The organism is uncultured Faecalibacterium sp. (assembly GCF_900066275.1).
GTDB classification, from domain to species: Bacteria; Bacillota; Clostridia; order Oscillospirales; family Ruminococcaceae; genus Faecalibacterium; species Faecalibacterium taiwanense.
In genome coordinates this window covers 17408-41473 of the sequence record NZ_FMFG01000021.1, presented here as the reverse complement: position 1 = coordinate 41473, position 24066 = coordinate 17408, and the positions used below count along the sequence as shown (strand labels likewise).

Here is a 24066-nt window from a genome sequence, read left to right as displayed (position 1 = left end):
GGATATCGCTGCCCTCGCCCAGAGTGGACTTTGCCGTGCCGCCCTCAACAGTAACGGTACTCCTCAGCACGGAAGCGGGAACGCTGTAAACGGCGGTCAGCTTCACATTGCCTTTGGGCATATCAAAGCTGATCTCTGCGGTGCCTGCTTCAGTCGCAGAACCCAGACTGCCCGCAGTCGGGGCAAAGCTGGCGCTTCCCTCTTCCACCTTCCAGTGGTGGAACTTCACGCCCTTGGCGGCATCCTCATCGGTGGGTGCGTTGGCCTTGACGGTGACCGTTTCGCCCTCAAAGGCGGTAGTAATCCGGCCGGTGGTGTCGTCGCCCACCTGCGCGGTGCCGTTCGCAACGGTAATGCTGTAGTAAGTCTCCCTCGGCTCAATGCGCAGGTAGCTGCTTCCTGCCGCTTCTGCAAGCGGATGAATGCGCGGGTCGATCAGCTTTGCATCCGGCTCATCGCTGGTATAGTAGACGTAGTCCTTGTCGCCTGCCTGTGTAAAGTCAACAGTGCCCACAGGGCCACCCTCTGCGGTATTCTTCAGGATCACAGTGCCGGAAGCCGTGATCTTGGTGTTTTCGGAAATCGCTTGTGTGTCCTTGATTATAACAGTAACATTATCAGCCTTGTCGATCGTCAGGTTTTTCGCCGCTCTACCATCGGTACTCTCAATGGTCACGTCACCCTTGCTGGTGATAGTCGCATCGTAATTCACCGCAGCTGCACAGTTTGTATAAATGTTTACTTTGCTGGAATTTATAATATTCAGGCTTCCGTTCACGGCCATGAATCCGCCGCTGATATCCACCTCGCCGGTGCAGTCGATCGTGCTGGTATCATCTCTGGCGAAAATCGCAGCATACTTATCACTGCTGACCTTCACATTATGTGCATTCTCCACAATCAACTTTGCAGCCACAGCAATCTGATCTTTACCATCCAGATTTATGTCTTTTTGAGGTGCATTGATTTTCAGAGACGAGCGCTTTATTGGGCTATTCGACTTCAACGTTTGGGTGGTCGGGTCGTAACTCAGCATACCATTTCCTAAAATGTCTTTACAGTTTTTGCTGGTAACGCGGGTTGGTGTAGTGTTCTCGCTGCCCACCTCAAGGCCATAATCCTGTACAACATTGTAATTCGGGATCAGAGTCACGCTCTTGTCCGGCATGGTAAAGGTGACTTCTTTTGCTTTCAGCTGGTCAGACGTCAGCACACTGTCCAGGTCAGTCCAGCCGGTAAACTCAGCGTTTTCTTTGCCTGCTGCGGTCACGGTGACCTTTTCGCCCGCAAAGGCAGTCTTCAGTTCTGTATTCTGCCCCTGCAGCTTGATGGCTGCATCTTCTGCAGTATAGATGTTGTAGCGCATTTTCGGCGCAATGCGCACATACTTTGCCGTTTCTACTGGGATGGGCATAACATTCGGGTCAATTGCAGTATCTGCTGCATCACTGGTGTAGTAAACATCATCACCAGCGTAGGTAATGCTCTTTGCAATTCCGCCGTTTTGGTTATTTTTAAAGGTCGCCGGGCAGGCGCATTCAATTTTCACATCGCCACCGACCACTGTACTGAACCGACCCTCGACCAATATCTCCGATGCATTATGCACGGTCAGATTGTCTTGGATCGCCGACCATGTAAAGTCAGAGTTCTTGATCGTCAGTTTGCCTGAGCAATTGATTTCAGCATTGCCGCTGTACAAACCGCCCACGACAGAGAAGCTATTTGTAGAGAGCGTTACATTCCGCGCGTTTTTGATGTTCAGGTTTGGATTTGAGCCGTAAATAACAAAGCTATTTCCTGTCAGTTCTACATCCACATTTGGCGCGTCAATGGTCAATTCTCCGCTTATGGTGCCCTTGTTCGTCAGCTTGTTTGTAGTAGGATCATAGCTGAGTTTTTCATCTTCGAAAATATCCTTGCAGTTTGATTCATTAACCGTTTTTGTTGTTCCGTTAAGATCGATAGTAAAGCCATAGTTAGCTGTGTCACCATTTTCCGCGTCCAGCACGCTCACGGCGCTGCGGCGAGTCATGCTCAACTGCATCAGCGCATCGGTGCTTTCGGCCAGCGCCGGAGCGGAAAAGGTGAACATCATGCATCCGGCCAGCGCCGCCGATACTGCACGCCGGATAAGTTTGCCTTGTTTCATGGTACAACCTCCTTTTTCCCCTCGCATTTTTACGGGGGGGGGGTATATATTACAGTATCTTGATTATCCCACACTTTACCGCATTTTGGAAGCAAACCTGCGTGAATCGCCCTAAAAGCAGCGTGAAAAGCATGATTTGTGCCGGTTTTGTTGCACTTGCCCGGCCCGCAGGCACAGCAAAGCCCCCCGGCAGGTCTTCGTCTGCCGGGGGGCTTTGTTGTGTTATGAAAGATCAATCCTTCTTCTCTGCTGTGCGGGCAAAGAAGTTGGCGAGGATCGCACCGGAAATGTTATGCCACACGGAGAACACAGCGCCGGGAATGGTAGCCAGCGGATACTGTGCAAAGTGTGCGGCGGCCAGACTGGTTGCAAGGCCGGAGTTCTGCATACCCACCTCGATGGAGATCGCGCGGCACTTGGTGGAGTCCAGCTTGAGCAGCTTGCCCACGCCAAAGCCGGTGAGGTAGCCCAGCACATTGTGCAGGATGACCACCACAAGGATCAGCAGACCGCTGGTCATGATCTTGGCGCTGTTGGCGGAGACCACGGCGCAGATGATCAGCACGATGGCGGTAGTGGAGACCAGAGGCAGCACGCGGACGGCTTCCTCGGTGAACTTATGGAAGAAGTGATTGACCACAAAGCCCAGTGCGATGGGCACCAGCACCACCTTGACGATGGACATGAACATGCTCATGGGGTTCACGTCAACACGCTGGCCAGCGTACAGCAGGGTGAGCAGCGGAGTGAGGAGAGGAGCCAGCACGGTGGAAACAGCGGTCATGCCAACGGACAGTGCAACGTCGCCCTTGGAAAGGTAGGTCATCACGTTGGAAGAGGTGCCGCCGGGGCAGGTGCCAACCAGGATCACGCCAATGGCCAGCTCGGTGGGCAGGTGGAACACCTGCGTGAGCGCCCATGCCAGAAACGGCATGAGGGTAAACTGTGCAACGCAGCCCACAATCACATCCTTCGGGCGGCTGAACACCACCTTGAAGTCCTCCGGCTTCAGGGTAAGGCCCATGCCGAACATCACGATGCCCAGCAGGTTATTGACCCACGCCGTCTTTACCACGCTGAACGGGCCGGGGAAGAACAGGGCACCCGCGGCCACCACAATAACAATGGCGGCCATGTACTTGCCCACAAAGTCGCTTACTTTTTCCAGTGTTTTCATAATTGCTTCTCCTTTTCCTTCTGACATGCTTTGGGACAAAAGCATCCGCAAAACAAAACGCCCTTGTCCCCTACGGTCTGTAAGAGACAAAGGCGTGTAAAATCCTCTGCGGTACCACTCTTATTGCCAGCACAACGCTGACCACTCAGTGCACGTCCAACAACGCGCGGCCCGTGATAACGGAGGCCTGCCGTTCCTGCTTACTGGGGCGCACACCGCCCATTCAGCCGAAAAGCTCGGAGAGGATCTTCCCACGGATGCCCTGCACTGCCTTGCACCAACCGGCAGCTCTCTGCAGCATTCCTTCCGGGTACTTTTTCTCGTCATAGCCGTAATATTCTTGGTGACATGGAGTATACTCCCCTGCAAAGGCAAAGTCAATAGAATGAGGCCTTCTGATTTTTCATGCAGTTCATTTCAGGAGTGAAAGTGGTTCACGCAGCAAAGCCGCCCACCCACAACGGGCAGACGGCCTTGCCCTTCGGCATCAGGCTGCTGGCAAGGCCCACGCCAAGGCAGCCCGCCTTGCGGAACTCCGGGATGTTCTCCGGCGTTACGCCGCCAATGGCAGTGTTGCTCTCGGCCCCCGCAATGCGGATGCCGTAGTTGGAAACATAGCGCAGCGGGCCCATGCGGTCTGGCGCAAAGGCGGCTATGGTCTCGCCAAGGGTAACAAGTTGTGCCATAAACAATGCTCCTTTCCGGGTCTTTGGCAAAAAAAGAGAATCAGGCCGCTTCCACCCGGGAGGGATGAAAGCAGCCTGACCTCTGCACGAATGGTTTCTGTTTTGGGAAATCGTTGGGAAGTAATGGAGAATGCAAAGCAAGGGATAGGAGATTTAGGAGAAAATTTAGAAAAAGCTTTTCATGAGCATCTGCTGTCCGGCTGCAGATCAGGCCAGCATGTTGGGGATGGTCAGGCAGATAGCCGGGCAGTAAGCAACTGCGAACATGACCGCGATGAACAGAAGGATGAACGGCCACATTTCCTTGAGCAGATTGGTGAACTTGATCTTTGCAACAGCGGTTGCGATGTACAGGGTAACGCCAACGGGAGGAGTGATGCCGCCCAGAATGAAGGTGAGCACCATGACCATGCCGAAGTGGATGCCGTCGATGCCGGCAGCTGCGGCGATGGGGTAGAAGATGGGCACCATGATGATGGCGGCAGAGGTGGTATCCATGAACATGCCGATGATGCACATGGCAATGATCATCAGGAGCATCAGGACGTTGGGGTTGGTGGAGATGCCGGTCAGCAGAGCGGACACCTGCTCGGGGAACTTCTCGATGGCCAGGCAGTAACCAAATGCGGTAGTGCTTGCCACGATGAGCATGGTCATGCCGGAGGTGCGGGCTGCGCTGAGGACCGTCTTGATGGCACCCTCAAAGGTGAACTCCTTGTAGACGAAGATGCCGATGATCAGACCGTAAGCACCGGCGATTGCACCGGCCTCGGTTGCAGTGAACACACCGGACAGGATGCCGCCAATGATGATCAGAGGCATGACCAGCGCAGGCAGAGCATTGATGAAGGACTTGACCATGCGCTTGAAGTCGAACTTGACCTTCACATCGCCGTCGTACTTGGCAGGGTTCTTCTTTGCCTTGATGAAAGCGTAGATCATCTGACTGACACCCACCAGAATGCCGGGGATCACGCCTGCCATGAACAGCTTACCAACGGAGATACCGGTGATGGAGCTGTACAGCACCATCAGGATAGATGGCGGAATGATGGAACCGATGGTTGCGGATGCAGCGGTGACAGCGGTGGCGTAGTCGCGGTCGAAACCGGCTTCGTCCATGGAGCCGATCAGCATGCCGCCGATGGAAGCAACGTCGGCAGAGGTGGAACCGGAAACGCCTGCAAACAGCATGGATGCCAGAATGTTGACGTGTGCCAGACCGCCGGGGATAAAGCCGACCAGCTCGTTTGCAAAGCCGACGATGCGCTTGGTAACGCCGCAGGCATTCATGATCTCGCCTGCAAAGATGAACAGCGGAATTGCCATCAGGGTGAAGGAGTCACCGCCAGCGAAGATGCGCTGGGTGAGGATGACGAGATCCTTACCATTCAGGGCCAGATACAGCATGGAGGAGATGCCAACACCGAACGCAACAGGCACGCCGATGAGCAGCATCAGAAAGAAGATACCAATGATCATCCACATATTACATGCCACCTCCCATGTCGCCTGCATCTAATTTTTCGCTGCCGCCCTTGCCCAGCAGGAGAAGCAGCTCTTCAATGAACATACCGGCACTGCCAATGACCATGGCCAGATACACAACAGACATGGGCAGATGCATGGTGCTGGAACGGTTGGTCCAGTTCTCAATAACCATGCGGGTGCTCATGCAGAAGAATATGGCCAGATAGGCAAGAACCAGCACGCGGGAGAACTTTTTCACGATGGTGTGCAGCGGCTCCGGAAGAGCATCCACCACGATGTCCAGACCGATGTGGCCGTCGTCGCGCATGACGTAGATGGAGCCGAGATAGACCATGCCTGCAAAGGTGTAGCGGCCAAACTCGACTGCAAAGCTCAGCGGCGAGTTAAAGATATAACGCATGATAACGTTCAGGGTGGTAACACCGAACATTGCGATGAAGAGAACCAGAATGCACACATTCAGGATCTTATCCACCGTTTTACGCACATTTTTCATGCGGGGGCTCATCTCCTTTTCTTCAATTAAGTGCGGGCAAGCCCTTTGCGGCCTGCCCGCACATTTTTTCAGGGAAAGACGGACGGTCTATCAGAGAGCAACACCCATGGAAGTCAGGATCTGCTTGCCGACATCGGTCTTTGCACAAGCATATGCGTTGTAGTTGATCTTTGCCTTCAGGCTGTCAACATCGGTGTCCACCACTTCCAGACCGGCACCTTCCAGAGCGTCGAAGTTTGCATCGCTGCCGTCCTTGGTAGCATTCAGGCCAAACTCGCAGGCTTCCTTAGCGGCCTCGGTCAGGATGTTCTGCTGCTCTTCGGTCAGCTTCTGGAACACCTGCTCGGAAACGGAGATGGTGGTGGGTCCAATGATGTGGTTGGAAACGTTGACGTACTTGCACACTTCCTGCATGGAGGCGGACATGATGGACTCGGGGATGTTCTCCACAGCGGACACCAGACCGGTATCCAGTGCGGTGTAGGTCTCGCCCCATGCCACAGGAGTGGGAGCAGCGCCCAGCTGGGTGAAGGTCTCTTTATAAGTAGAGGAGTCCGGGATGCGGATGATCAGGCCGGACATATCGTCCACGGTGTTCAGAGGCTTATCGGTGGTAAAGATCTGACGGAATGCCAGCACGTAGTAGTCCAGAATGCGGACATTGGTCTTGTCCAGGATCATCTGTGCAACGGTGGTGCCAGCCTCACCGGCCAGCTTCTCAGCGCAGTCGTCGTAGCTGCTGTATACGAAGGGCAGGCACAGGCAGCCGGCCTCGTCCACGTAGTTTGCATAGAACTCGGCAGCGATCACGGCCAGATCCAGAGTGCCGTTAGTCAGGGCCTGCAGGTTCTCGGTCTCGGTGCCCAGAGTTGCAGCGGAGTAAACGTCCACCTTCATCTTGCCCTCGGACTTCTCAGCGACCAGACGAGCGAACTCCTCAGCAGTCTTGTTGATGGAGTGGCTTGCAGCCATCTGATGGCTCATGGTCAGGGTGACATCGGCCTTGACATCATCGTACTTGCCGGCAGCGGCGGTGCTGGATGCAGCCGTGCTGGATGCAGTGGCGGTGGAGCCGGAAGTGACACCGCAGCCAGCCAGAGCAGCGGCAGCTGCGGTCACGCCAGCAGCCTTCAGGAAATCACGGCGGTTGATGTACTGTTTCATCTTGTTGTCCTCCAATTTTCTTAAACATCATGACCGGGCTTGTGTCAGCCGGTCTGCACGTACTTTTCTGGCGCCCACCTGCGTGGGACTTTCTGTTGCCAACATAATAGCATGTAATACAAGCCTTGTCAACATTCTTTTTACAAGTTACATGTTTTTTGTGCAGAGTGCACTTGTTTCAAAATGCAAATCTGTACAATTCAAAGGTAAAACTCAAGATTTTTAGCCACTTTTGTTACACTTTTGACTTTTTTGACGTTTTATCGTTGTCACATCTCTTCATATTCCTGTGCTTTTTGTCCGTTCAAGTTGACGTTTTTCACTTTTTGGCTTCATTTTTTTCTGCCGGCTTCCACCGTCCACCGCCTCTTTCTCCCCTCTTCCGACCCGATCCGGCACCGCTGGCACACCCCAACTTGTTTTTTGGCCGAAACAAGTTCATCTTCCGCAAGAGGCATTTATAATAGGAAATATCCATAAAACGATCCGTCCTTCCGTTTTTTCTGTGATACATGTCCAGTTTCGTCAGAATTTCTGCCCGCAGCTGCTATTCTTTGCCGTATCTTTATTTTTAATGCTCCTTCTATTCCGCTCTTATGCTCTGCCGGGCACTTGTCTTGACATTGGTTTCCGTCTTGTATCACAAAACGGCATGCTCAGAATTGTGCAGTTAGTCGAAAATCATCCTTAAAACCCTATTTTTTCAAATTTCCTCTTGCTTTTCTTGTATTGTCGTGTATACTAAAGCCAATGAATCTTGTATTACAACAAGATACGACGACGGAACATTTACAAGAAGATCACTGATCACCAACAAGGAGGTCTACTGTTATGAAAGAGTGTTGGGTCACCGAGCCGCTCCACTTTGAGATGCGCGAGACTGAGATCCCTGAACCGAAGGACAACGAAGTCCAGATCAAGATGATGGCTGCTGGTGTCTGCGGCAGCGACATCCATATTTATAAGGGCGAGAACCCCAACTCCCGCTACCCGCTGATCCCCGGCCACGAGAATGTTGGTCTGGTCACCAAGGTTGGCGCAGACTGCAAAAACATCAAGGTGGGCGACCACGTCGTGATTGACTACGTGATCCGCTGCGGCGAGTGCTACCAGTGCAAGCATGGCCGCGGCAATGTCTGCGAGCACGTTCTGGTGCGCGGCAGCGGCACCAACGGCGGCTGGCGTGAATACTGGTGCGTCGAAGAGCCTTACGTCTACAAGATCGACGACAGCATCCCCTGGAAGGATGCCGCTCTGATCGAGCCGCTGACCATCGGCGAGCACAGCACCAGCCGTGCAGGCGTGTGCGAGGACGATGTGGTGTTCATTCTGGGCACCGGCACCATCGGCACCATCATTGCACAGGCCTGCAAGCTCAAGGGCGCTAAAACTGTCATCTGCTGCGACATCAGCGACAGCAGTCTGGAGCGCAGCAAGCAGTTCGGTGCCGATTACACCGTGAACAGCAAAACGCAGGACATCGTTGCCGAAGTGCAGAAGATCACCAACGGCCACGGCTGCACCGTCGCATTCGACTCCGCCTGCTTCCCCGGCAGCCTGACCATGATCATGCAGCCCGGCATCGTGTGCAATGCAGGCCGCGTGGTCCCCATGGGCTTCTGCACCGTGCCCGAAAAGATCACCCAGCAGATGATCAATGGCCGCGAGCTGACCATCTGCGGCACCCGCATGAGCCTGAACCAGTGGGTCCCCACTGCACAGAAGATGGCCGAGGGCAAGTACCACATGGAAGGTCTTGCAACCACCTTCGTCAAGTTCAGCGAGATCGAAAAGGTCTTCGACAACATCGTTCATCCCGATCCGGCTGTCAAGAAGACCGTTATCCTGTTCGACGGCGCAGAGGACTGACCCTCTGGCCCTGATATAAACACGTACATTATAAAATAGAAGGAGATCATTATTATGGCTGCTCTTACTAAGTTTGATATTGCCGGCAAGCATGCGATCGTTACCGGCGGCGCACAGGGTCTGTCCCGCGGCATGGCCGAAGGTCTGCTGGAGGCAGGCTGCAAGGTCGTCATCATCGACGTGCAGAAGGAAAAGGTCGAGAAGGTGTGCGAGGAGTACCGCGCCAAGGGTCTGGAAGCCTACTCTGTCATCGGCAATCTGGCTGACCGCGAGGACCTGAACCGCGCCTTCGACGAAGCACTGCAGATTTTGGACGGTCGTCTGGACGTTCTGGTCCCCGCTGCAGGCATCCAGCGCCGCTATCTGCCCGAGGAGTTCCCCGCAGAGCAGTGGGATCTGGTCATGAAGATCAATCTGGACCACGTCTGGTTCATGATCCAGCGTTCTCTGCAGGTCATGCTCAAGCAGCCCACTGGCGGCAAGATCATCACCATCGGCTCCATGGCTTCCTACTTCGGCTGCACCACTGTGCCTGCCTACACCGCAACCAAGGGCGCTGTTGCTCAGCTGACCAAGAGCGTTGCTGTTGACTGCGCCGGCCGCGGCATCAACATCAACTGCATCTGCCCGGGCTACATGGACACCGAGATGTGCGCCAACATGACGCAGGAGCGCAAGGACGAGTGCACCAAGCGCATCCCCGCTGGCCGCTGGGGCCTGCCCGAGGATATGAAGGGTCCCGTCGTCTTCCTGGCTTCCGCTGCATCCGACTACCTGAACGGTGCCCTGATCCCCGTTGACGGCGGCTATCTGGTCAAGTAATCAACACATAAAAAGGGAGGAACCCTGTCATGGCCCCTACCATACGCGATATTAAAGTGATCTGCACCGCCCCCGAGGGCATCAATCTGGTGGTGGTGAAGGTGGAGACCAGCGAGCCGGGCCTGTACGGTCTGGGCTGCGCCACCTTCGCTTACCGCCACCTGACCGTGCAGCATCTCATTGAGACCTATCTGCGTCCGCTGCTGATCGGCAAGGATGTGCGCAACATCTCCGACCTGTGGCAGCTGATGCACCAGAACGCCTACTGGCGCTGCGGCCCCATCGTCAACAATGCCATCTCCGGTGTGGATATGGCCCTGTGGGACATCAAGGGCAAAATGGCCAACATGCCTGTGTACGACCTGTTCGGCGGCAAAATGCGCGCCGGTGTGCCGGTGTACCGCCATGTGGACGGTGCCAATGTGGACGAGATCTGCGAGAACATCGAGAAGTATCGTTCCATCGGTGTCAAGCACATCCGCTGCCAGTGCGGCGGCTACGGCGGCGGCGGCTTTGGCCCTGCTCCGGAGTGGGCAGCCAAGGGCGCAGAGCCGGGCGTGTATCTGGACAGCAAGAAGTATATGCGCGACACCCTGAAGCTGTTCGACGGCATCCGTGCCAAGGAAGGCTTCGACATTGATCTGGTGCACGATGTGCACGAGCGCATCCACCCCACCGAGGCTGTCACCTTTGTCAAGGAGATGGAGCCTTACAAGCTGTTCTTTATGGAGGACGTTGTGCCTCTGGAGCAGGTGGAATGGCTGGATAAGATCAAGCAGACCAGCGTGACCCCGCTGAGCCAGGGCGAGCTGTTCAACAACCCTGCCGAGTACAAGAAGCTGGTGCAGAACCGCAGCATCGACTACATGCGCGTGCATCTGAGCCAGGTGGGCGGCATTACCCCGGCCCGCAAGCTGCAGATGTTCTGCGAGCAGTATGGTGTGCGCATCTGCTGGCACGGCCCCGGCGACATGAGCCCGCTGGCCCATGCAGCCAACATCCACATCGATCTGGCCGCTCAGAATCTGGGCCTGCAAGAGTGGAGCGGCATCGAACCGCCCAACTTCGTCATCCAGAAGCTGAAGGATAACCACGGCGCTCTGCTGGAAGTGTTCCCCGGTATGCCCGAGTACGGCAACGACGGCTTTGTTTACGCCAACGACAAGCCCGGTCTCGGCGTAGACCTGAATGAGAAGGAGGCCGCAAAGTATCCCTGTGAGAATACTGTGACCACCTGGACCCAGACCCGCAACCGCGACGGCAGCCTGCAGACTCCGTAATTTGCAATAATCTTTGACACTGTACGATCCCTGACGGAGAAAAACGGCTGGAATCGTACAGTGTTTTTTGTTCTCAAAGGAGCATTGCTATGAAGATCACAAAACTTCAGACATGGCTGGTGCGTCCCCGCTGGGCTTTTATTGAGATCAGCACCGATGCAGGCATTTCCGGCTGGGGCGAGCCGGTGCTGGAAGGCCGCGCCGCCACCGTATGCGAGTGCATCCATGAGATGGAGCCGTACCTCATTGGTGCCGACCCCATGAAGATCGAAGACCTGTGGACTGTGCTGTTCCGCGGCGGCTTCTACCGCGGCGGCGGCATCCTGATGAGCGCCATCTCCGGCATCGATCAGGCCCTGTGGGATATCAAGGGCAAATACTTCAATGTGCCGGTCTGGCAGCTGATGGGCGGCAGCTGCCGCGATAAGATGCGGGTGTACAGCTGGGTGGGCGGCGACCGCCCCGCCGATGTGGGCCGCGCTGCGCTGGAAAAGAAGCAGCAGGGCTTTACCGCCATCAAAATGAACGGCACCGACGAGCTGCAGTTTCTGGACAGCTACGCCAAGATCGATGCCCTGCTGGAGCGCATAGCCAGCGTGCGCGAGAGCTGCGGCAAGGATTTTGGCATTGCCATTGATTTTCACGGCCGGGTGCACAAGCCCATGGCAAAGATCGTGGCCAAAAAGCTGGAAGAGTTCGACCCCATGTTCATTGAGGAACCCGTTCTCTGCGATAACATGGAGTATTTCCCCGAGATTGCGGCGGCCTGCAACATCCCCATTGCTACCGGTGAACGCCTGTTCACCAAGTACGATTTCAAGCATCTGCTGGCCATTGGCGGCGTGGACATCGTGCAGCCGGACCTTTCCCATGCCGGTGGCCTGACCGAGTGCAAGAAGATCGCCGCCATGGCCGAAGCCCACGATGTGGCCCTTGCTCCCCACTGCCCGCTTGGCCCGGTGGCCCTTGCCAGCTGCCTGAATCTGGATGCCACCTGCTACAACGCGGCCATTCAGGAGCAAAGCATCGGCATCCACTACAACGAGGGCCGCAGCGTGCTGGACTATGCGCTGAACCCCGAGGATTTCAAGTTCGTGAACGGCTTTGTCAGCCTGCCCCAGAAGCCTGGCCTTGGCGTAGAGGTGAACAAGGCTCTGGTGGAGGAAGAGGGCCAAACCCCGCATAGCTGGAAGAACCCGGTTTGGAGGCATGAGGACGGGAGCGTGGCAGAATGGTAAACATGATGAAAGCACTGGTGTTCACCGCACCGCATACCTTTGAATACCGGGATGTTCCCCGCCCTGAACCGGCACCGGACGAGGTGCTGGTGGAGGTAAAGGCCTGCGCCATCTGTGGCAGCGATGTGCACGGCAGCAGCGGTGAGAACGGGCGGCGCATCCCGCCGCTGGTCATGGGCCACGAAGCCAGCGGCACCATTGCGCAGCTGGGCGAAGCCGTGCAGAGCTGGGCCGTGGGCGACCGCGTCACCTTTGATTCCACCGAATACTGCGGCTGCTGCTGGTTCTGCACCCACGGGATGCACAACCTCTGCGCACAGCGCCGCATCGTAGGCGTTGCCTGCACCGAGTACCGCAAAAATGGTGCCATGGCCCAGTACATCGCCGTAAAGGCCCGCACTTTGTATGCCCTGCCGCCCACCGTCAGCTTTGAACAGGGCTGCCTTGTGGAACCGTTTGCCGTGGGAATGCACGCCGTGCTGCGCAGCGGCCTTGCCGCCGGGCAGACCGCTGCCGTGATCGGTGACGGCACCATTGGCCTGATGACCCTGATTGCCGCAAAAAGTCAGGGCGCACAGGTCTGCATAAGCGGCCACCACGCCCGGCCCATGCAGCTGGCCGCACAGCTGGGTGCACTGGACTGCGCTCAGCTGCCGCAGCTCACCGCAGAGCGCGGTGCCGATGTGGTGTACGATGCCGTCGGTTCCCAAAGCTCCTTTACACAGGCCATGGAGCTGGTGCGCAAGGGCGGACGCATCATGGTCATTGGCAACCACGCCCGGACCATCGACTTCCCGCTGCAGCGCTGCATCACCGAGCAGATCGATGTGCAGTTCAGCTATTCCTCCGCCGGGGAGTACCCGGTCTGCCTGCAGGCCATTGCCGAGGGCCGCGCCGGCCTGACCGGCCTGTGGCAGAGCTTTCCGCTGGCCGAGGGTGCGCAGGTGTTCGACCGCCTTGTGCACCGGGACGAAAGCCTGACCAAAGCCGTCCTGATCCCGTGAGCAGTTGTCTGCATACAAGTTTTTTCTGCCAGTTTTCGCTGATTTTGATTTACTTTTGCAACATCCTATGATATAGTTAGAAAAAGTTGTAATACAAAGAGGTGTTCCACTATGGCCGATAAGGGCAGCGTCACCGGAAAGATTGCCCACTATATCCGCAAAAATATCCGCAACGGCAACTGGACCGTGGGCGAGAAGATTCCCAGTGAAAACCAGCTGTGCGAAGAGCTGGGGGTCAGCCGTGTGTCCGTGCGCAGCGCCCTGCAGCAGTTCATTGCGCTGGGCATTCTGGAAAGCGTGCACGGCAAGGGCACCTTCCTGATCTCGGACGATCTTTCGGCCTTCTATTCCAATGTGGAGGAACCGGCTCCCACCATCGATGCTACCGAGACCATGAAGCAGATCTTGGAGTTCCGCAGCATCGTGGAACCGGCAGTCTGCGCACAGGTGGCCCAGACCGCCTCGCCGGAGCTGATTGCCAAACTGGAGGGCCACCTCAAGGCCATGAAGGCCTCTGTGGGCAAGTGCGAAGAGTTCATCAACGCGGACGTGGCGTTCCATATGGAGATCATCAACGCCTGCGGCAACGATTACACCATTGCCATTATGAACGAGACCTTCCAGCGCCGTGCTAGTCTGGGTAAGATGCTCATTCTTTCCAACGGTTACTACGGCGGCATCTACTACCACGGCATTCTGTTGGACGCTTTCCGCAAGCATGACGCCAAGCGTGCCCGGGTCATGATGGAAGAGCATCTGCAGCACGGCCTGTACGATCTGGAATCCGATAATCTGGGGCAGGAGCAGAACGACCTCTGAGCCGCTTTTTCCTGTCTGATACGCAAAAAAGATCCCGTTCACCCAGAAGTGGACGGGATCTTTTATTGCTTATGGGGCTTTACTGCAGCCGATCAGGCCTTGACGAAGGCAGCTGCTTACTTTGCAGCCAGGTATTTGCCCAGTTCGCGGCCCAGCGTCAGGCACATACCAATGCTCACACCGGGGATCGGGGTGATATACTCGGGACCGAAGCGCATACCGCAGGTGTTGCCGGAAGCGTACAGGCCCTCGACGGGCTGATAATCCTCGTTCAGCACCTGCTGGTCATTGGTGGTCACAAAGCCGCCGGTGGTCACCAGTGCAAAGCCCAGACTCGGGGTGGTGACATGGGCGTAGAAGGGAGCCTTTGCAACTGCATTCAGGAAGTGCGGGTCCTTGGCAAAGTCGATGTCGCAGCCCTCGGTGCAAACCTTATTGTACTGCTCCACAGTAGCGGAAAGGGCTGCAGGCTCCACACCGATGTACTCGGCCAGCTGCTCGATGGTGTCGGCGCCGGCAACAGCCGTGACATAGCGGAGTTGTTGAAGGGTCACGGCAGTTTCCTTTCGGCGTGTTTTTTCTATCCTACCGCAGAGCCGCCAAAAACGCAACGTATTTTCTTCTTTGAAATACCAAACGAACATTGCCGACATATCCAAGATACGTTTTACCCGCCCTGCAATTTCCCTTATAATAGCACCGCAGTCTTGAAACGGCTGCAACATTCCCATATCACAAAGGAGGCTTTCCGGTATGGGACAACAGCAAAGTGAGATCATCAAAAATCACATGGAAGTTTACTGGCACGACTATGCGTCGGCCAGCAAGGGCGTTCCCATTACCGAGGCGGGGCTTGTGGAAAAAGCCTCCGTCATTGGACGCACCGGGCTGATGCTGCTGGAATGCGGCACCGGCGCATGGCGTGTCCGAAGCTCCATGAACACCCTTTCGCGGGAGCTGGGAGTCACAACAACAGCGGACATCGGCCTGTTGTCCATTGAGTTCACCTGCTTTGACGGTGACCAGTGTTATACCCAGTCACTCTGTCTGACAAATACGGGCGTGAATACCTCCCGGCTGAACCGACTGGAGCATTTCGTCAACGACTTCGACCGGGAAGGAAAATTTATGACCGGCGAAGAACTGCACAGCCACCTCGATGAGATCGAGCGCATCCACGGCTTGTATTCGCCCATCGCACTGGGCTTTGCAGCTGCACTGGCCTGCAGCTGCTTCACCTTTCTGCTGGGCGGCGGCATTGTGGAAATGCTGTGTGCCTTCTGCGGTGCAGGCATCGGCAACTTTGTACGGTGCAAGCTGACAAAGCACCATTTCACCCTGTTTCTGGGCATTACGGCGTCGGTCTGTTCAGCAAGCCTCGTGTATGCCATCCTGCTGAAGCTGGCAGAGGTGCTGTTTGCCGTATCGGCGCAGCACGAGGCGGGGTATATCTGCTCCATGCTCTTCATCATTCCGGGCTTTCCGTTCATTACCAGCGGCATCGACCTTGCCAAGCTGGATATGCGCTCCGGGCTGGAACGTCTGGCCTACGCCGTCCTCATCATTCTGGTGGCAACCATGACGGCTTGGATCATGGCACTGCTGCTGCATTTGCAGCCGGTGCAGTTCCCTGCCCTGAGCCTGACACTCCCGGAAGAGATCGTGTTCCGGCTGCTGGCAAGTTTTGGCGGTGTGTTCGGCTTTTCGCTCATGTTCAACAGTCCCCGGAACCTGGCAGTCTGCGCCGCCCTTATCGGTGCGGTAACGAACACGTTCCGACTGGAGCTGGTGAGCCTTGCGGGCTTTCCGCCCGCTGTTGCAGCGTTTCTGGGCGCACTGCTGTCCGGACTGCTGGCCTCCTGCCTGAAGAGCGCCGCCGGTTATCCCCGCATCTCCGTCACCGTGCCGTCCATCGTTATCATGGTACCGGGACTGTATTTCTACCGTGCCATCTATAATCTGGGCATCCTGTCTCTGATGGACTCCGCCACATGGTTTGCAGATGCCATTCTCATCATCGTGGCACTGCCGTTAGGGTTGATCTTCGCCCGTATTGTCACTGACAAGACTTTCCGTTATTGCACCTGATGTGCAGCATTTCCATTCTCCCATATAAGGCAAAACGCAGCGAATCTTTTAACGGTTCGCTGCGTTTTGTTTTGCTGTGATGCACTTATAAAAGGAGTTCGTTTACAGGGCATTTACTCCCCGTAAACGATCTTGGTAGCAGTTTCCACATGGCGTTCCAGCCGGTCGGCAAAGTGTTCCAGCGGCAGAAAAACGCCAAGTTCATCGTAGCGGGTTCCTCCGTCCTTGAGCGTATCCTGTCCATAGTAGACCACGGAACGGGGCAGTGCGTGCTGCAGCTTCATCTGGATATCCCAGACGGTGGAGTAGGCCTCCGCTTCCGTTACCTTCTGCTTCACGGTGTCCGGCAGTTCGTAGATCAGCAGCAGCCCCAAATGCTGGTTGTAGTGGTACTCCACCACATCCATCGAGCCTTCGTCGTAGCCGTGATACTTGCAGTAGCCGCTGGCAAGGTACATTTTTACCTTTTCCTGCTTCTGGAACACCCGGATGAACCGGTCGTATACTTTACTGCTCACGGCAACTTTGTTGTTCGGCAAAAGAACGCCGGCATCATCCGTCAGGATCACCGGGTTCGGCTGACCATCGGCGTTGAATTTGAACGGGATCAGGGCAGCGTTCCGTAGCAGGTCAAACATACTGTGCTGGCAGATCGCCATCAGAAAGGCAGACAGATCCTTGTTCTCGTAGGCATTGAACAGTGCTGCGGCAAACTGCTGTGCACTCACGGCCGGCGCATCCAGTACGTCTGCCATGTCCAGCGAGTCGTTGAAGGTATCCATTAGGCGGTGGCAGGCTTCTGGATTTTTCAGGATCTCCCCGAACAGTGCCTCTGCCTTTTCTTCTCTTGGAAATATCGTTGCCATCAAAAAGACCCTCTTTCTGTTTATTTCCAGCTACCTATTATAGATTCATAATGCCCAGCTGTGAAATACTGCTTTCATATTGCTGCTATATACAGAACACTTTTTACACATTTTCCAAGTGCCCGGATAATGGACACTGCAATCATGAAATTGCACGAGGGAAATCGAAAAATATATAAGTTGGTTTGAACGAAGGCAGTTCCTATGTCTGAAGTCAAAAAGGTCGTGCTGGCATATTCCGGCGGTCTGGACACATCGATTATCATCCCGTGGCTGAAAGAGCACTATAACAACTGCGAAGTCATTGCCGTGTGCGGCAATGTGGGGCAGAAGGGTGAGCTGGAAGGCTTGGAAGAGCGTGCCAAGGCAAGCGGCGCATTGTCTACTTTTTACGGACCGGTTCAGCCTTTTGGCTAAATAACTCTGGTCTTTTTTGTTGGGGCGTGTGCAACAGCCCCGTGTTATCATTTTGAATAATAGGTTTTAGATCCGAAAGCCAACCAGATGATCGAAGCCTTTGACTCGGCCAATCAACTGGTCAAAGATGAAGTTTTGGCTCTGCCAGAAGAATAATCCCCACAAACCAGAAAAAACGTCAACGCATGAGAGAGCAATCTCTCGCGTTTGACGTTTTTCTTTTTTGTTTTGCCACCGTCATTCTGTACAAAATTTGAGGATAAAATTTTATACCCAAAAATCTGCAAAAAATCGGGTTTTCGGAGCCATTTTGCCGATCCTCCCCGAATTTTGCTACAGATCTGCTACAAACTTGCTACAAACGACTGAAAAGGGGGCATAAAGATTTCAAACCATTCTCTGACCAGCTGGACTTTTGAGCATCATCCCCGGTAGACATTCCTGACCGTTGGAACCCGCGCACTAATCAAAGCCCTGCTAGGGCTTTGATTGCCCCGCCTGCGGCGCGGCCGTGCTGTTCGAGTCCCTAATTCTCTATACACTAACATAAGTCCGCGTATAGTGCAAAAAAAGCCACTAACTTCTGTTAGTGGCTTATGCATGGTGGAGCATTCTCCACAGCACTCGAACCCAACACCTCTTCACGGGAGATGGTTTTGGAATCGTCCGTGAAGTTGAAATTGAGCACGACCCGGTCGTCAAAGACGTAGACCGAGTTGACAAAGGTATCAATGATCTGCCGCTGGTGCTCCATGTCTCTCATGTCACCCTTGCGGAATTTTTCAAACCAGAACCGCATCCACTCGCGGGTCAGGACGGGCTTTTTCAGCTCTTCTTCCAGAATGCTGGTGTTCAGAGCTTCTTTCCGGGCTTCCAGTTCGTCCAGCCGCTGCTTGGTGGTCGGGGTCAGGATGCCCTGTTCAATGGCTTCCAGAAGGTTTGCCAGCCGCTTCTCTGTATCCCGGAGCTGGTCTTTCAAAACAGGCAGTCGGGTGTTCTCCTGCTGCTGGGCTTCCATAATCAAATCTATCAGCCGTTCGATGATTTCATCGCTGAAAATCACCTTAATAGCAGTTTCCACCACGAACCGTTCCAGAGGCTCTTTGCGGATGGCTTTCAGGTCGCAGTGCGCCTTGCCGTGGCGTTTGGCGTTGCCGCACTTGTAGTAATAGTAGGTGTTTCCCATGTGGCTGGTGCCGCTTTCGCCGCCCATCAGGGTGCCGCACTTGCCACAGAACAGCTTGGTGGTCAGCAGATAGCTCACATCCTCTTTTGCAGGCCGACCGTGGGCGATCCTGTTCTGCTCGAAACGCTGCTGCACCCGGTCGAACAAATCCTGGTCAACAATAGCCGGAATGCCGCCCGGCGTCACAATGTCCTTGTAGCGGTATTCGCCGATGTAGCGGCGGTTCCGGAAGATTTGGAAGAAGCTGTTCTTCACGAACGGCTTCCCGGTGCGGGTACGCAGACCGCGCTCGTTCAGGGATGCTGCGATCTTCTCGGCCGGTTCGCCGTCGGCATACCGGCTGAAGATCTCCTGCACGATGGGAGCCGTCTCCGGGTCGATATGGTACAGTCGGTCCTCCTTGCCAATGGTGAAGCCCAGCGGAACGATACCGCCGTTGTACTTGCACTGGAGGGCGTTTTCGCGCTCACCGCGCGCTACTTTCAGGGCAAGTTCGGCGGAATAATATTCTGCCATGCCGATCAGCATACTCTCCACCATAATGCCTTCAGGTCCCTGCGAAATGGGTTCCATGGCAGACACCAAATGGACACCGTTCTTTTCCAGCTGGTACTTGTAGTTCACGGCATCGAACCGATTCCGGGCAAAGCGGTCGAGCTTCCAGACCAGAACCACATCGAAGATTTTCTTCGCGCTGTCCTTGATCATCCGCTGAAAGTCCGGGCGGTCATCCGTTTTGGCAGAGTAGGCACGGTCAATGTAGGTGCCGACCACAGTGATGCCGTTCTTCTCGGCGTAGTCCTTGCAGTCGCGCAGCTGCCCTTCAATGGACGCTTCTCGCTGGCTGTCAGATGAATAGCGGGCGTAGATCACGGCGGTCATGGTTGCACCTCCTTGGCGTGTATTCGACTTGCCTTTATAGTATCGGGTCAAGCGCAGCTTGTCAACAATCTGCGAGCAGATTGAAATGTGAAAATTGCGAAACGCAGCGAAAAAGGGGAGAGCAAGAATCGTCCCGTGGCCACAAATTTTCAATTCTTGAAAATTTCTTGCCCATCCGGGACTGCACTTCTGCAACGCTCCCGCGTTTTTGAAGTGCTCTTGTTGGGGCGTGCCTGCCCCAAACCCTGCTGGAATGAGTACGGCAAACTGGAATTTATCTTTTTCTTCCTAAATATCGGCATACTTTTGATTTGTATTGCAGGTACTCATTTCCGAATGCTTCTATCAAAAAGTCTTCCTCTACATTGACTATCTGTAAATGAAAAAATACCACTGCAAAACCTGTGGCAAAGCAAAGGAACCAATTAAAGAACGAAAACAATATTCCTATATACATTAAATCAAAACCCAAAAATGCAGGATTTCTGCTAATAGAATAGATTCCCGTTGTTACCAAATTGGTCTTTTCTTCTTTTTGCACACCTGCTCTCCAGTTCTCCTTCATCTGTGTAACAGAAACAATAAAAGCAAGTACACCGAACATTGTTATTACAACTCCTGTAAATTGCAACACAATATGTGCTGTTCCCGAATAAAACACAATACTGATAATCTGTATTACAGGAAGCAAATATGTGATTATTTTAAGAGCTACTTCTATAAATTTGACAAATCCCTCTTTTCCTTTTCCTAATTGGTCTGTCTTTATGCCTTGCTTTTTCTGACTAATCAACTTTGCAAAATAGCAGATGTAGAACACTGCCATCAGTGAAATTGTAACAATTTTTATTATCATCGTGTACCTCCAAATTCCAATTTACTGGGTTAAGCCGAGTATACCACACTCATCCATGAAAGAACACCCCGATATAGTGAAATTTTGCCATTTTTCTGTGTACGTGCGTACACGCTCCGCAGGGATTCTAATGGGCTTGGCCCCTTGGCACACAGACTTTGGAACAAAGTCTAGTGTGTTACACATTGTCAGAGGTGTACAGGCTCCCGGTACGCACGTACGCAGCGATTACCCCCAAACGCGCCATATAGGAGGACGATCAAGTTCGCACAAAGCGACCTTGATCCCGCAAAACAAAAGGCAGGATACCATCACCACGATCCCGCAAAACAAAAGGCAGGATACCACCGTCATAGTGATACCCTGCCTTTGCTCGTTTACTGTTCCGAGTAGTCCTTTCTCAGAACCTCCTGCAAACAAAAAACGTACCCGAACCCTTTCTCATAGAGAATCAGGTTCGAGTACGAACTGTATGGTGGACGGTACAGGACTCGAACCTGTGACCTCCTGCACGTCAAGCAGATGCTCTACCAGCTGAGCTAACCGTCCATAAGTCATATCGACTTAGATAGTTTACCACAGCCTGTGCAAAAAAGCAATACTTTTCTGTGATTTTTTATTTTTCCGCCTTCAGCGACCTGCGGACGATATCATACAGCACCGGCTTCATGGCCTCAATGTCATCGGGCTTGCCCTCCAGCACGCTGGAATAACACACCGACATGCACATGCTGCCCAGTGCCGTGATGCGCTGGTAGATCTCCCGCTCGGTGCGGCCGGCCATTTCCGGGCTGGTCAGCACCACATTCAGCAGCTTGCGCATCAGCGGCTCGGCTTCGCGGCTGGCTTCGATCTGGTCCAGCCCCGGCCATATGAAGTTGTGCTCCAGAAACTTGAGCACCAGCGTATCCTTCCGTAGTGCTTCGATGATGTGGTCGATCACCGCCACCATCTTGTCCGGGAAGTTTTCGAGCTCTGTCTGCTTTTCCACCGCTTCGCACGCGTTGCTCAGCAGCTGGTAGCTCACCCGGCCCAGCAGCGCCTGCATCACCGCACCTTTATCCTGAAAATACAGATAAAAGGTGCCCTTGGCCACCTTGGCCCGGCTGGTGATATCCTCTACGCTGGTTTTTGCGGCACCTCGCTCCAGAAACAGATCATAGGCTGCCTCCAGCAGTGCCCGGCGCTTCTCCTGCTTTTTGCCCTCCACGGTACCCATATTCCCTGACGATTCCTCTTTTCCGCTCGTTTTCATTCGCTCATTTGTGTTGTCTCAATCATTTTAGCAGTCCTTTCCCGATAGTGCAAGTCAAAAAAGCTATACAATTTCAGGCAGTTGATAAGAAAACTGACTTCTGGTCATTTTTGTACTTGACACCCGGTTTGTCATGGTTATAATAGTGTTTGCTTGGAAATGACCGCCAGTCATTTTACTAAGATTTTTAACCATTTTCTATGGAGGGTTCTCATGAAAAAGATCGCACAGGGCATTGTGCGGCTGCGCAAGCTGATCCTGACAGTAGCATTCCTGCTGTTGATCCCTTCCGCAATCGGCGCAATTGCTACCCGCATCAACTATGACATCCTCACCTACCTGCCGCAGGATCTGGACTCCATGATCGGCGAGGTAGCCCTTGAGGACGATTTCCATTTGGCCTCCACCGGTATGATCACGGTAGAAGGCTTACCCACAAACGAACTGATCGCCATGAAGAAGGACATCGAGGCTGTTCCCGGCGTGACCCAGACCTTCTGGCTCAGCGATGTGATCGACCCCAGCATCCCCACCGAGATGCTGCCCGCCGATGTGCAGCAGTTCATGTTCGGCAAGAACGATTCCACCATGCTGATCGTCCGCTTTGACGCCCCCAGCGCCAGCGACGAGACCATGGAAGCCGTCGCTCAGATCGAAAAGCTGCTGCGCAAGGACTGCTTCTTCGGCGGTATGAGCGTTATCCTGCAGGACACCAAGGCACTGGTCAATCAGGAAATGCCCATGTACATCCTGATCGCCGTAGGTGCCAGCCTTCTGGTGCTGTTCCTTTCGCTGGAAAGCACCATCACCCCGCTGCTGTTCATGCTGGGTCTTTTGTTCCCCATTGCGTACAACTTCGGCACCAACATCTTTCTGGGCCAGATCAGCTACATCACCGAAGCACTGGCCACCGTGCTGCAGCTGGGTGTCACGATGGACTTCTCCATCTTCCTGCTGCACCGCTATCAGGAAGAGAAGGAGCTGCGCTCTTCCAACGAGGAGGCCATGTCCAGCGCTATCTGCAAGACCATGACATCCATCTCCGCTTCCAGCCTGACCACAATCGCGGGCTTCCTTGCACTGTGTGCCATGCGCCTGACGCTGGGCCGCGATATCGGCCTTGTCATGGCAAAGGGCGTTGCCCTCGGTGTCATCTGCACCGTGGTCATCCTGCCCTCCCTGATCCTTACCTTTGATAAATGGGTGGAAAAGTATAAGCACCGCACCGTGATCCCCAAGCTGAAAAAGCTCAGCTACTTTGTCTCCAATCACTCGGTGCCCATCGTGGTTATCTTTATCCTCATCCTCATCCCCTTTGCCATCGCACAGAACAAGACCGAGGTCTACTACACTCTGTTCGACTCCCTGCCGCAGGACCTGACCGGCATCGTGGGCACCAACAAGCTGGGCGAGGACTTCGGCATGACCACCAGCCACTTCATTCTGGTGCATGACGACCTGACTGCCACCGAGGTGAGCGACCTGTGTGATGAACTCAAGGACGTGGATGGCATTACGCAGGTGGTAAGTCTGGATTCCATCACCGGCCCGGGCTTCCAGACCGAGCTGCTTCCCGACAGCATCATGGAGATCCTGCAGTCCGGCGGCTACAAGCTGATCCTTGCCAACAGCTCCTATAAGACCGGCACCGACGCCATCAACAACCAGCTGGACGAGATGATTTCCCTCATCAAGACCGTTGACCCCGAGGGCGTTATCACCGGCGAGGGCGCCATGACCAAGGACCTGATCGAAGTGGCAGATGTGGACTTCAAGAACGTCAACGTCTGGTCCATCATGGCCGTTCTGGTCATCATCGCCGTTTCCTTCAAGAGCATTTCCATCCCGGCGCTGCTGGTGGCCAGCATTGAAGCCGCCATCGCCATCAACATGGGCATCCCGTACTTCACCGGTACGCAGCTGCCCTTCATTGCAAGCATCGTCATCGGCACCATCCAGCTGGGTGCTACCGTGGACTACTCCATCCTGATGACCACCCGTTACCACGAGGAGCGCGCCTTTGGCCGCACCCCGAAGGAAGCCGCCCAGCAGTCGCTGGAGCACTGCAGCCAGTCCATCCTGACCAGCGGCCTGACCTTCTTTGCCGCCACCGTCGGTGTGGCTGCCATCAGTAAGATGGAGCTGCTGAAGAGCATCTGCCTGCTGATCTCCCGCGGCGCACTGATCAGCATGGTGGTCATTCTGGTGATGCTGCCCGCAGCCCTGATGCTGTGCGACTGGATCATCCGCCACACCACCCTCAAGTGGATGGTACCCGAATCCGCCAACGCCAAGAAGTCTGAAAAGGAGTAATTACG

General features: G+C 54.6%; 19 protein-coding genes, 1 tRNA gene, 1 pseudogene and 1 other annotated feature. Of the genes and pseudogenes, 9 read left to right on the top strand and 12 right to left on the bottom strand.

Going from position 1 to position 24066, the window contains the following annotated elements; translation table 11 throughout:
• From QZL71_RS08500 to QZL71_RS08475, 6 genes are all read right to left on the bottom strand, one after another.
• Positions 1-2152: InlB B-repeat-containing protein (locus tag QZL71_RS08500; RefSeq protein WP_294648483.1), on the bottom strand; the 2152-nt coding region annotated here is incomplete at its 3' end.
• 232 nt (positions 2153-2384) lie between these two features.
• A complete protein-coding gene (locus tag QZL71_RS08495; RefSeq protein ID WP_097777253.1) occupies positions 2385-3329 on the bottom strand; it encodes a bile acid:sodium symporter family protein in 945 nt (314 codons plus the stop codon).
• A gap of 79 nt (positions 3330-3408) precedes the next feature.
• Positions 3409-3665 (bottom strand) — a binding site (T-box leader).
• 98 nt (positions 3666-3763) lie between these two features.
• Positions 3764-4015 carry a hypothetical protein gene (locus tag QZL71_RS08490; RefSeq protein ID WP_294648482.1) on the bottom strand — a complete coding sequence of 84 codons (252 nt, stop codon included), beginning with the start codon at positions 4013-4015 and terminating at the stop codon, positions 3764-3766.
• Positions 4016-4222: 207 nt separating this feature from the next.
• Complete coding sequence (locus QZL71_RS08485; protein ID WP_207698469.1) at positions 4223-5503, bottom strand: TRAP transporter large permease; 1281 nt, start codon at positions 5501-5503, stop codon at positions 4223-4225.
• A 1-nt stretch (position 5504) separates the two neighbouring features.
• Positions 5505-6002, bottom strand: coding sequence for a TRAP transporter small permease (locus tag QZL71_RS08480; protein WP_179860418.1), 498 nt, complete (start codon positions 6000-6002; stop codon positions 5505-5507).
• A 90-nt stretch (positions 6003-6092) separates the two neighbouring features.
• Entirely contained in the window at positions 6093-7166 is a 1074-nt protein-coding gene (locus tag QZL71_RS08475; protein ID WP_294648481.1) for a TRAP transporter substrate-binding protein, read from the bottom strand.
• A gap of 831 nt (positions 7167-7997) precedes the next feature.
• Between QZL71_RS08475 and QZL71_RS08470 the strand changes: the two genes are divergently transcribed.
• From QZL71_RS08470 to QZL71_RS08445, 6 genes are all read left to right on the top strand, one after another.
• On the top strand, positions 7998-9035 hold the full coding sequence (locus QZL71_RS08470; protein WP_118526745.1) for a zinc-dependent alcohol dehydrogenase: 1038 nt from the start codon (positions 7998-8000) through the stop codon (positions 9033-9035).
• A gap of 54 nt (positions 9036-9089) precedes the next feature.
• Positions 9090-9857 (top strand): SDR family oxidoreductase, encoded by a 768-nt coding sequence (locus QZL71_RS08465; RefSeq protein WP_207698472.1) that lies wholly within the window; start codon positions 9090-9092, stop codon positions 9855-9857.
• A gap of 29 nt (positions 9858-9886) precedes the next feature.
• On the top strand, positions 9887-11137 hold the full coding sequence (locus QZL71_RS08460) for an enolase C-terminal domain-like protein (RefSeq protein WP_097773820.1): 1251 nt from the start codon (positions 9887-9889) through the stop codon (positions 11135-11137).
• An 89-nt stretch (positions 11138-11226) separates the two neighbouring features.
• Complete coding sequence (gene dgoD, locus QZL71_RS08455; protein ID WP_294648480.1) at positions 11227-12375, top strand: galactonate dehydratase; 1149 nt, start codon at positions 11227-11229, stop codon at positions 12373-12375.
• Positions 12369-13379, top strand: coding sequence for a zinc-dependent alcohol dehydrogenase (locus QZL71_RS08450; protein WP_294648479.1), 1011 nt, complete (start codon positions 12369-12371; stop codon positions 13377-13379). Before dgoD ends, QZL71_RS08450 begins: the two co-directional genes overlap by 7 nt.
• Before the next feature lie 111 nt (positions 13380-13490).
• A complete protein-coding gene (locus tag QZL71_RS08445; RefSeq protein WP_294648478.1) occupies positions 13491-14198 on the top strand; it encodes a FadR/GntR family transcriptional regulator in 708 nt (235 codons plus the stop codon).
• A gap of 116 nt (positions 14199-14314) precedes the next feature.
• Here QZL71_RS08445 and QZL71_RS08440 read toward each other — a convergent pair whose 3' ends face one another.
• Positions 14315-14842 (bottom strand): FAD-binding protein, encoded by a 528-nt coding sequence (locus tag QZL71_RS08440; protein WP_294648477.1) that lies wholly within the window; start codon positions 14840-14842, stop codon positions 14315-14317.
• A gap of 109 nt (positions 14843-14951) precedes the next feature.
• Here QZL71_RS08440 and QZL71_RS08435 point away from each other — a divergent pair, with 109 nt between their 5' ends.
• Positions 14952-16286, top strand: coding sequence for a threonine/serine ThrE exporter family protein (locus QZL71_RS08435; protein ID WP_294648476.1), 1335 nt, complete (start codon positions 14952-14954; stop codon positions 16284-16286).
• A gap of 113 nt (positions 16287-16399) precedes the next feature.
• Here QZL71_RS08435 and QZL71_RS08430 read toward each other — a convergent pair whose 3' ends face one another.
• Positions 16400-17152 (bottom strand): DUF4866 domain-containing protein, encoded by a 753-nt coding sequence (locus QZL71_RS08430; RefSeq protein WP_097781449.1) that lies wholly within the window; start codon positions 17150-17152, stop codon positions 16400-16402.
• A gap of 204 nt (positions 17153-17356) precedes the next feature.
• Between QZL71_RS08430 and QZL71_RS08425 the strand changes: the two are divergent.
• Positions 17357-17530 (top strand): annotated as a pseudogene (locus QZL71_RS08425) (argininosuccinate synthase domain-containing protein); the annotation flags it as partial.
• Between the two features lie 625 nt (positions 17531-18155).
• Here the strand turns inward: QZL71_RS08425 and QZL71_RS08420 are convergent.
• The 4 genes from QZL71_RS08420 to QZL71_RS08405 form a co-directional block, all read right to left on the bottom strand.
• A complete protein-coding gene (locus tag QZL71_RS08420; protein ID WP_294648475.1) occupies positions 18156-19637 on the bottom strand; it encodes a recombinase family protein in 1482 nt (493 codons plus the stop codon).
• 274 nt (positions 19638-19911) lie between these two features.
• Positions 19912-20493, bottom strand: coding sequence for a methyltransferase family protein (locus QZL71_RS08415; RefSeq protein ID WP_117950083.1), 582 nt, complete (start codon positions 20491-20493; stop codon positions 19912-19914).
• Between the two features lie 473 nt (positions 20494-20966).
• Positions 20967-21042, bottom strand: a tRNA-Val gene (locus QZL71_RS08410).
• A 67-nt stretch (positions 21043-21109) separates the two neighbouring features.
• The gene (locus QZL71_RS08405; protein WP_154259434.1) at positions 21110-21712 is read right to left on the bottom strand and encodes a TetR/AcrR family transcriptional regulator; all 603 of its coding nucleotides are present in this window, start codon (positions 21710-21712) and stop codon (positions 21110-21112) included.
• A gap of 249 nt (positions 21713-21961) precedes the next feature.
• Here QZL71_RS08405 and QZL71_RS08400 point away from each other — a divergent pair, with 249 nt between their 5' ends.
• Positions 21962-24061, top strand: coding sequence for an efflux RND transporter permease subunit (locus tag QZL71_RS08400; protein WP_097780802.1), 2100 nt, complete (start codon positions 21962-21964; stop codon positions 24059-24061).
• Positions 24062-24066: the final 5 nt, after the last annotated feature.

Coding starts and splice junctions, on each gene's coding strand:
- QZL71_RS08420 (WP_294648475.1), bottom strand. CDS start 19,637: ATGACCGCCGTGATCTACGCCCGCTATTCATCTGACAGCCAGCGAGAA.
- QZL71_RS08465 (WP_207698472.1), top strand. CDS start 9,090: ATGGCTGCTCTTACTAAGTTTGATATTGCCGGCAAGCATGCGATCGTT.
- dgoD (WP_294648480.1), top strand. CDS start 11,227: ATGAAGATCACAAAACTTCAGACATGGCTGGTGCGTCCCCGCTGGGCT.
- QZL71_RS08405 (WP_154259434.1), bottom strand. CDS start 21,712: ATGGGTACCGTGGAGGGCAAAAAGCAGGAGAAGCGCCGGGCACTGCTG.
- QZL71_RS08475 (WP_294648481.1), bottom strand. CDS start 7,166: ATGAAACAGTACATCAACCGCCGTGATTTCCTGAAGGCTGCTGGCGTG.
- QZL71_RS08470 (WP_118526745.1), top strand. CDS start 7,998: ATGAAAGAGTGTTGGGTCACCGAGCCGCTCCACTTTGAGATGCGCGAG.
- QZL71_RS08445 (WP_294648478.1), top strand. CDS start 13,491: ATGGCCGATAAGGGCAGCGTCACCGGAAAGATTGCCCACTATATCCGC.
- QZL71_RS08490 (WP_294648482.1), bottom strand. CDS start 4,015: ATGGCACAACTTGTTACCCTTGGCGAGACCATAGCCGCCTTTGCGCCA.
- QZL71_RS08495 (WP_097777253.1), bottom strand. CDS start 3,329: ATGAAAACACTGGAAAAAGTAAGCGACTTTGTGGGCAAGTACATGGCC.
- QZL71_RS08435 (WP_294648476.1), top strand. CDS start 14,952: ATGGGACAACAGCAAAGTGAGATCATCAAAAATCACATGGAAGTTTAC.
- QZL71_RS08430 (WP_097781449.1), bottom strand. CDS start 17,152: ATGGCAACGATATTTCCAAGAGAAGAAAAGGCAGAGGCACTGTTCGGG.
- QZL71_RS08460 (WP_097773820.1), top strand. CDS start 9,887: ATGGCCCCTACCATACGCGATATTAAAGTGATCTGCACCGCCCCCGAG.
- QZL71_RS08400 (WP_097780802.1), top strand. CDS start 21,962: ATGAAAAAGATCGCACAGGGCATTGTGCGGCTGCGCAAGCTGATCCTG.
- QZL71_RS08480 (WP_179860418.1), bottom strand. CDS start 6,002: ATGAAAAATGTGCGTAAAACGGTGGATAAGATCCTGAATGTGTGCATT.
- QZL71_RS08415 (WP_117950083.1), bottom strand. CDS start 20,493: ATGATAATAAAAATTGTTACAATTTCACTGATGGCAGTGTTCTACATC.
- QZL71_RS08450 (WP_294648479.1), top strand. CDS start 12,369: ATGGTAAACATGATGAAAGCACTGGTGTTCACCGCACCGCATACCTTT.
- QZL71_RS08485 (WP_207698469.1), bottom strand. CDS start 5,503: ATGTGGATGATCATTGGTATCTTCTTTCTGATGCTGCTCATCGGCGTG.
- QZL71_RS08440 (WP_294648477.1), bottom strand. CDS start 14,842: ATGTTCGTTTGGTATTTCAAAGAAGAAAATACGTTGCGTTTTTGGCGG.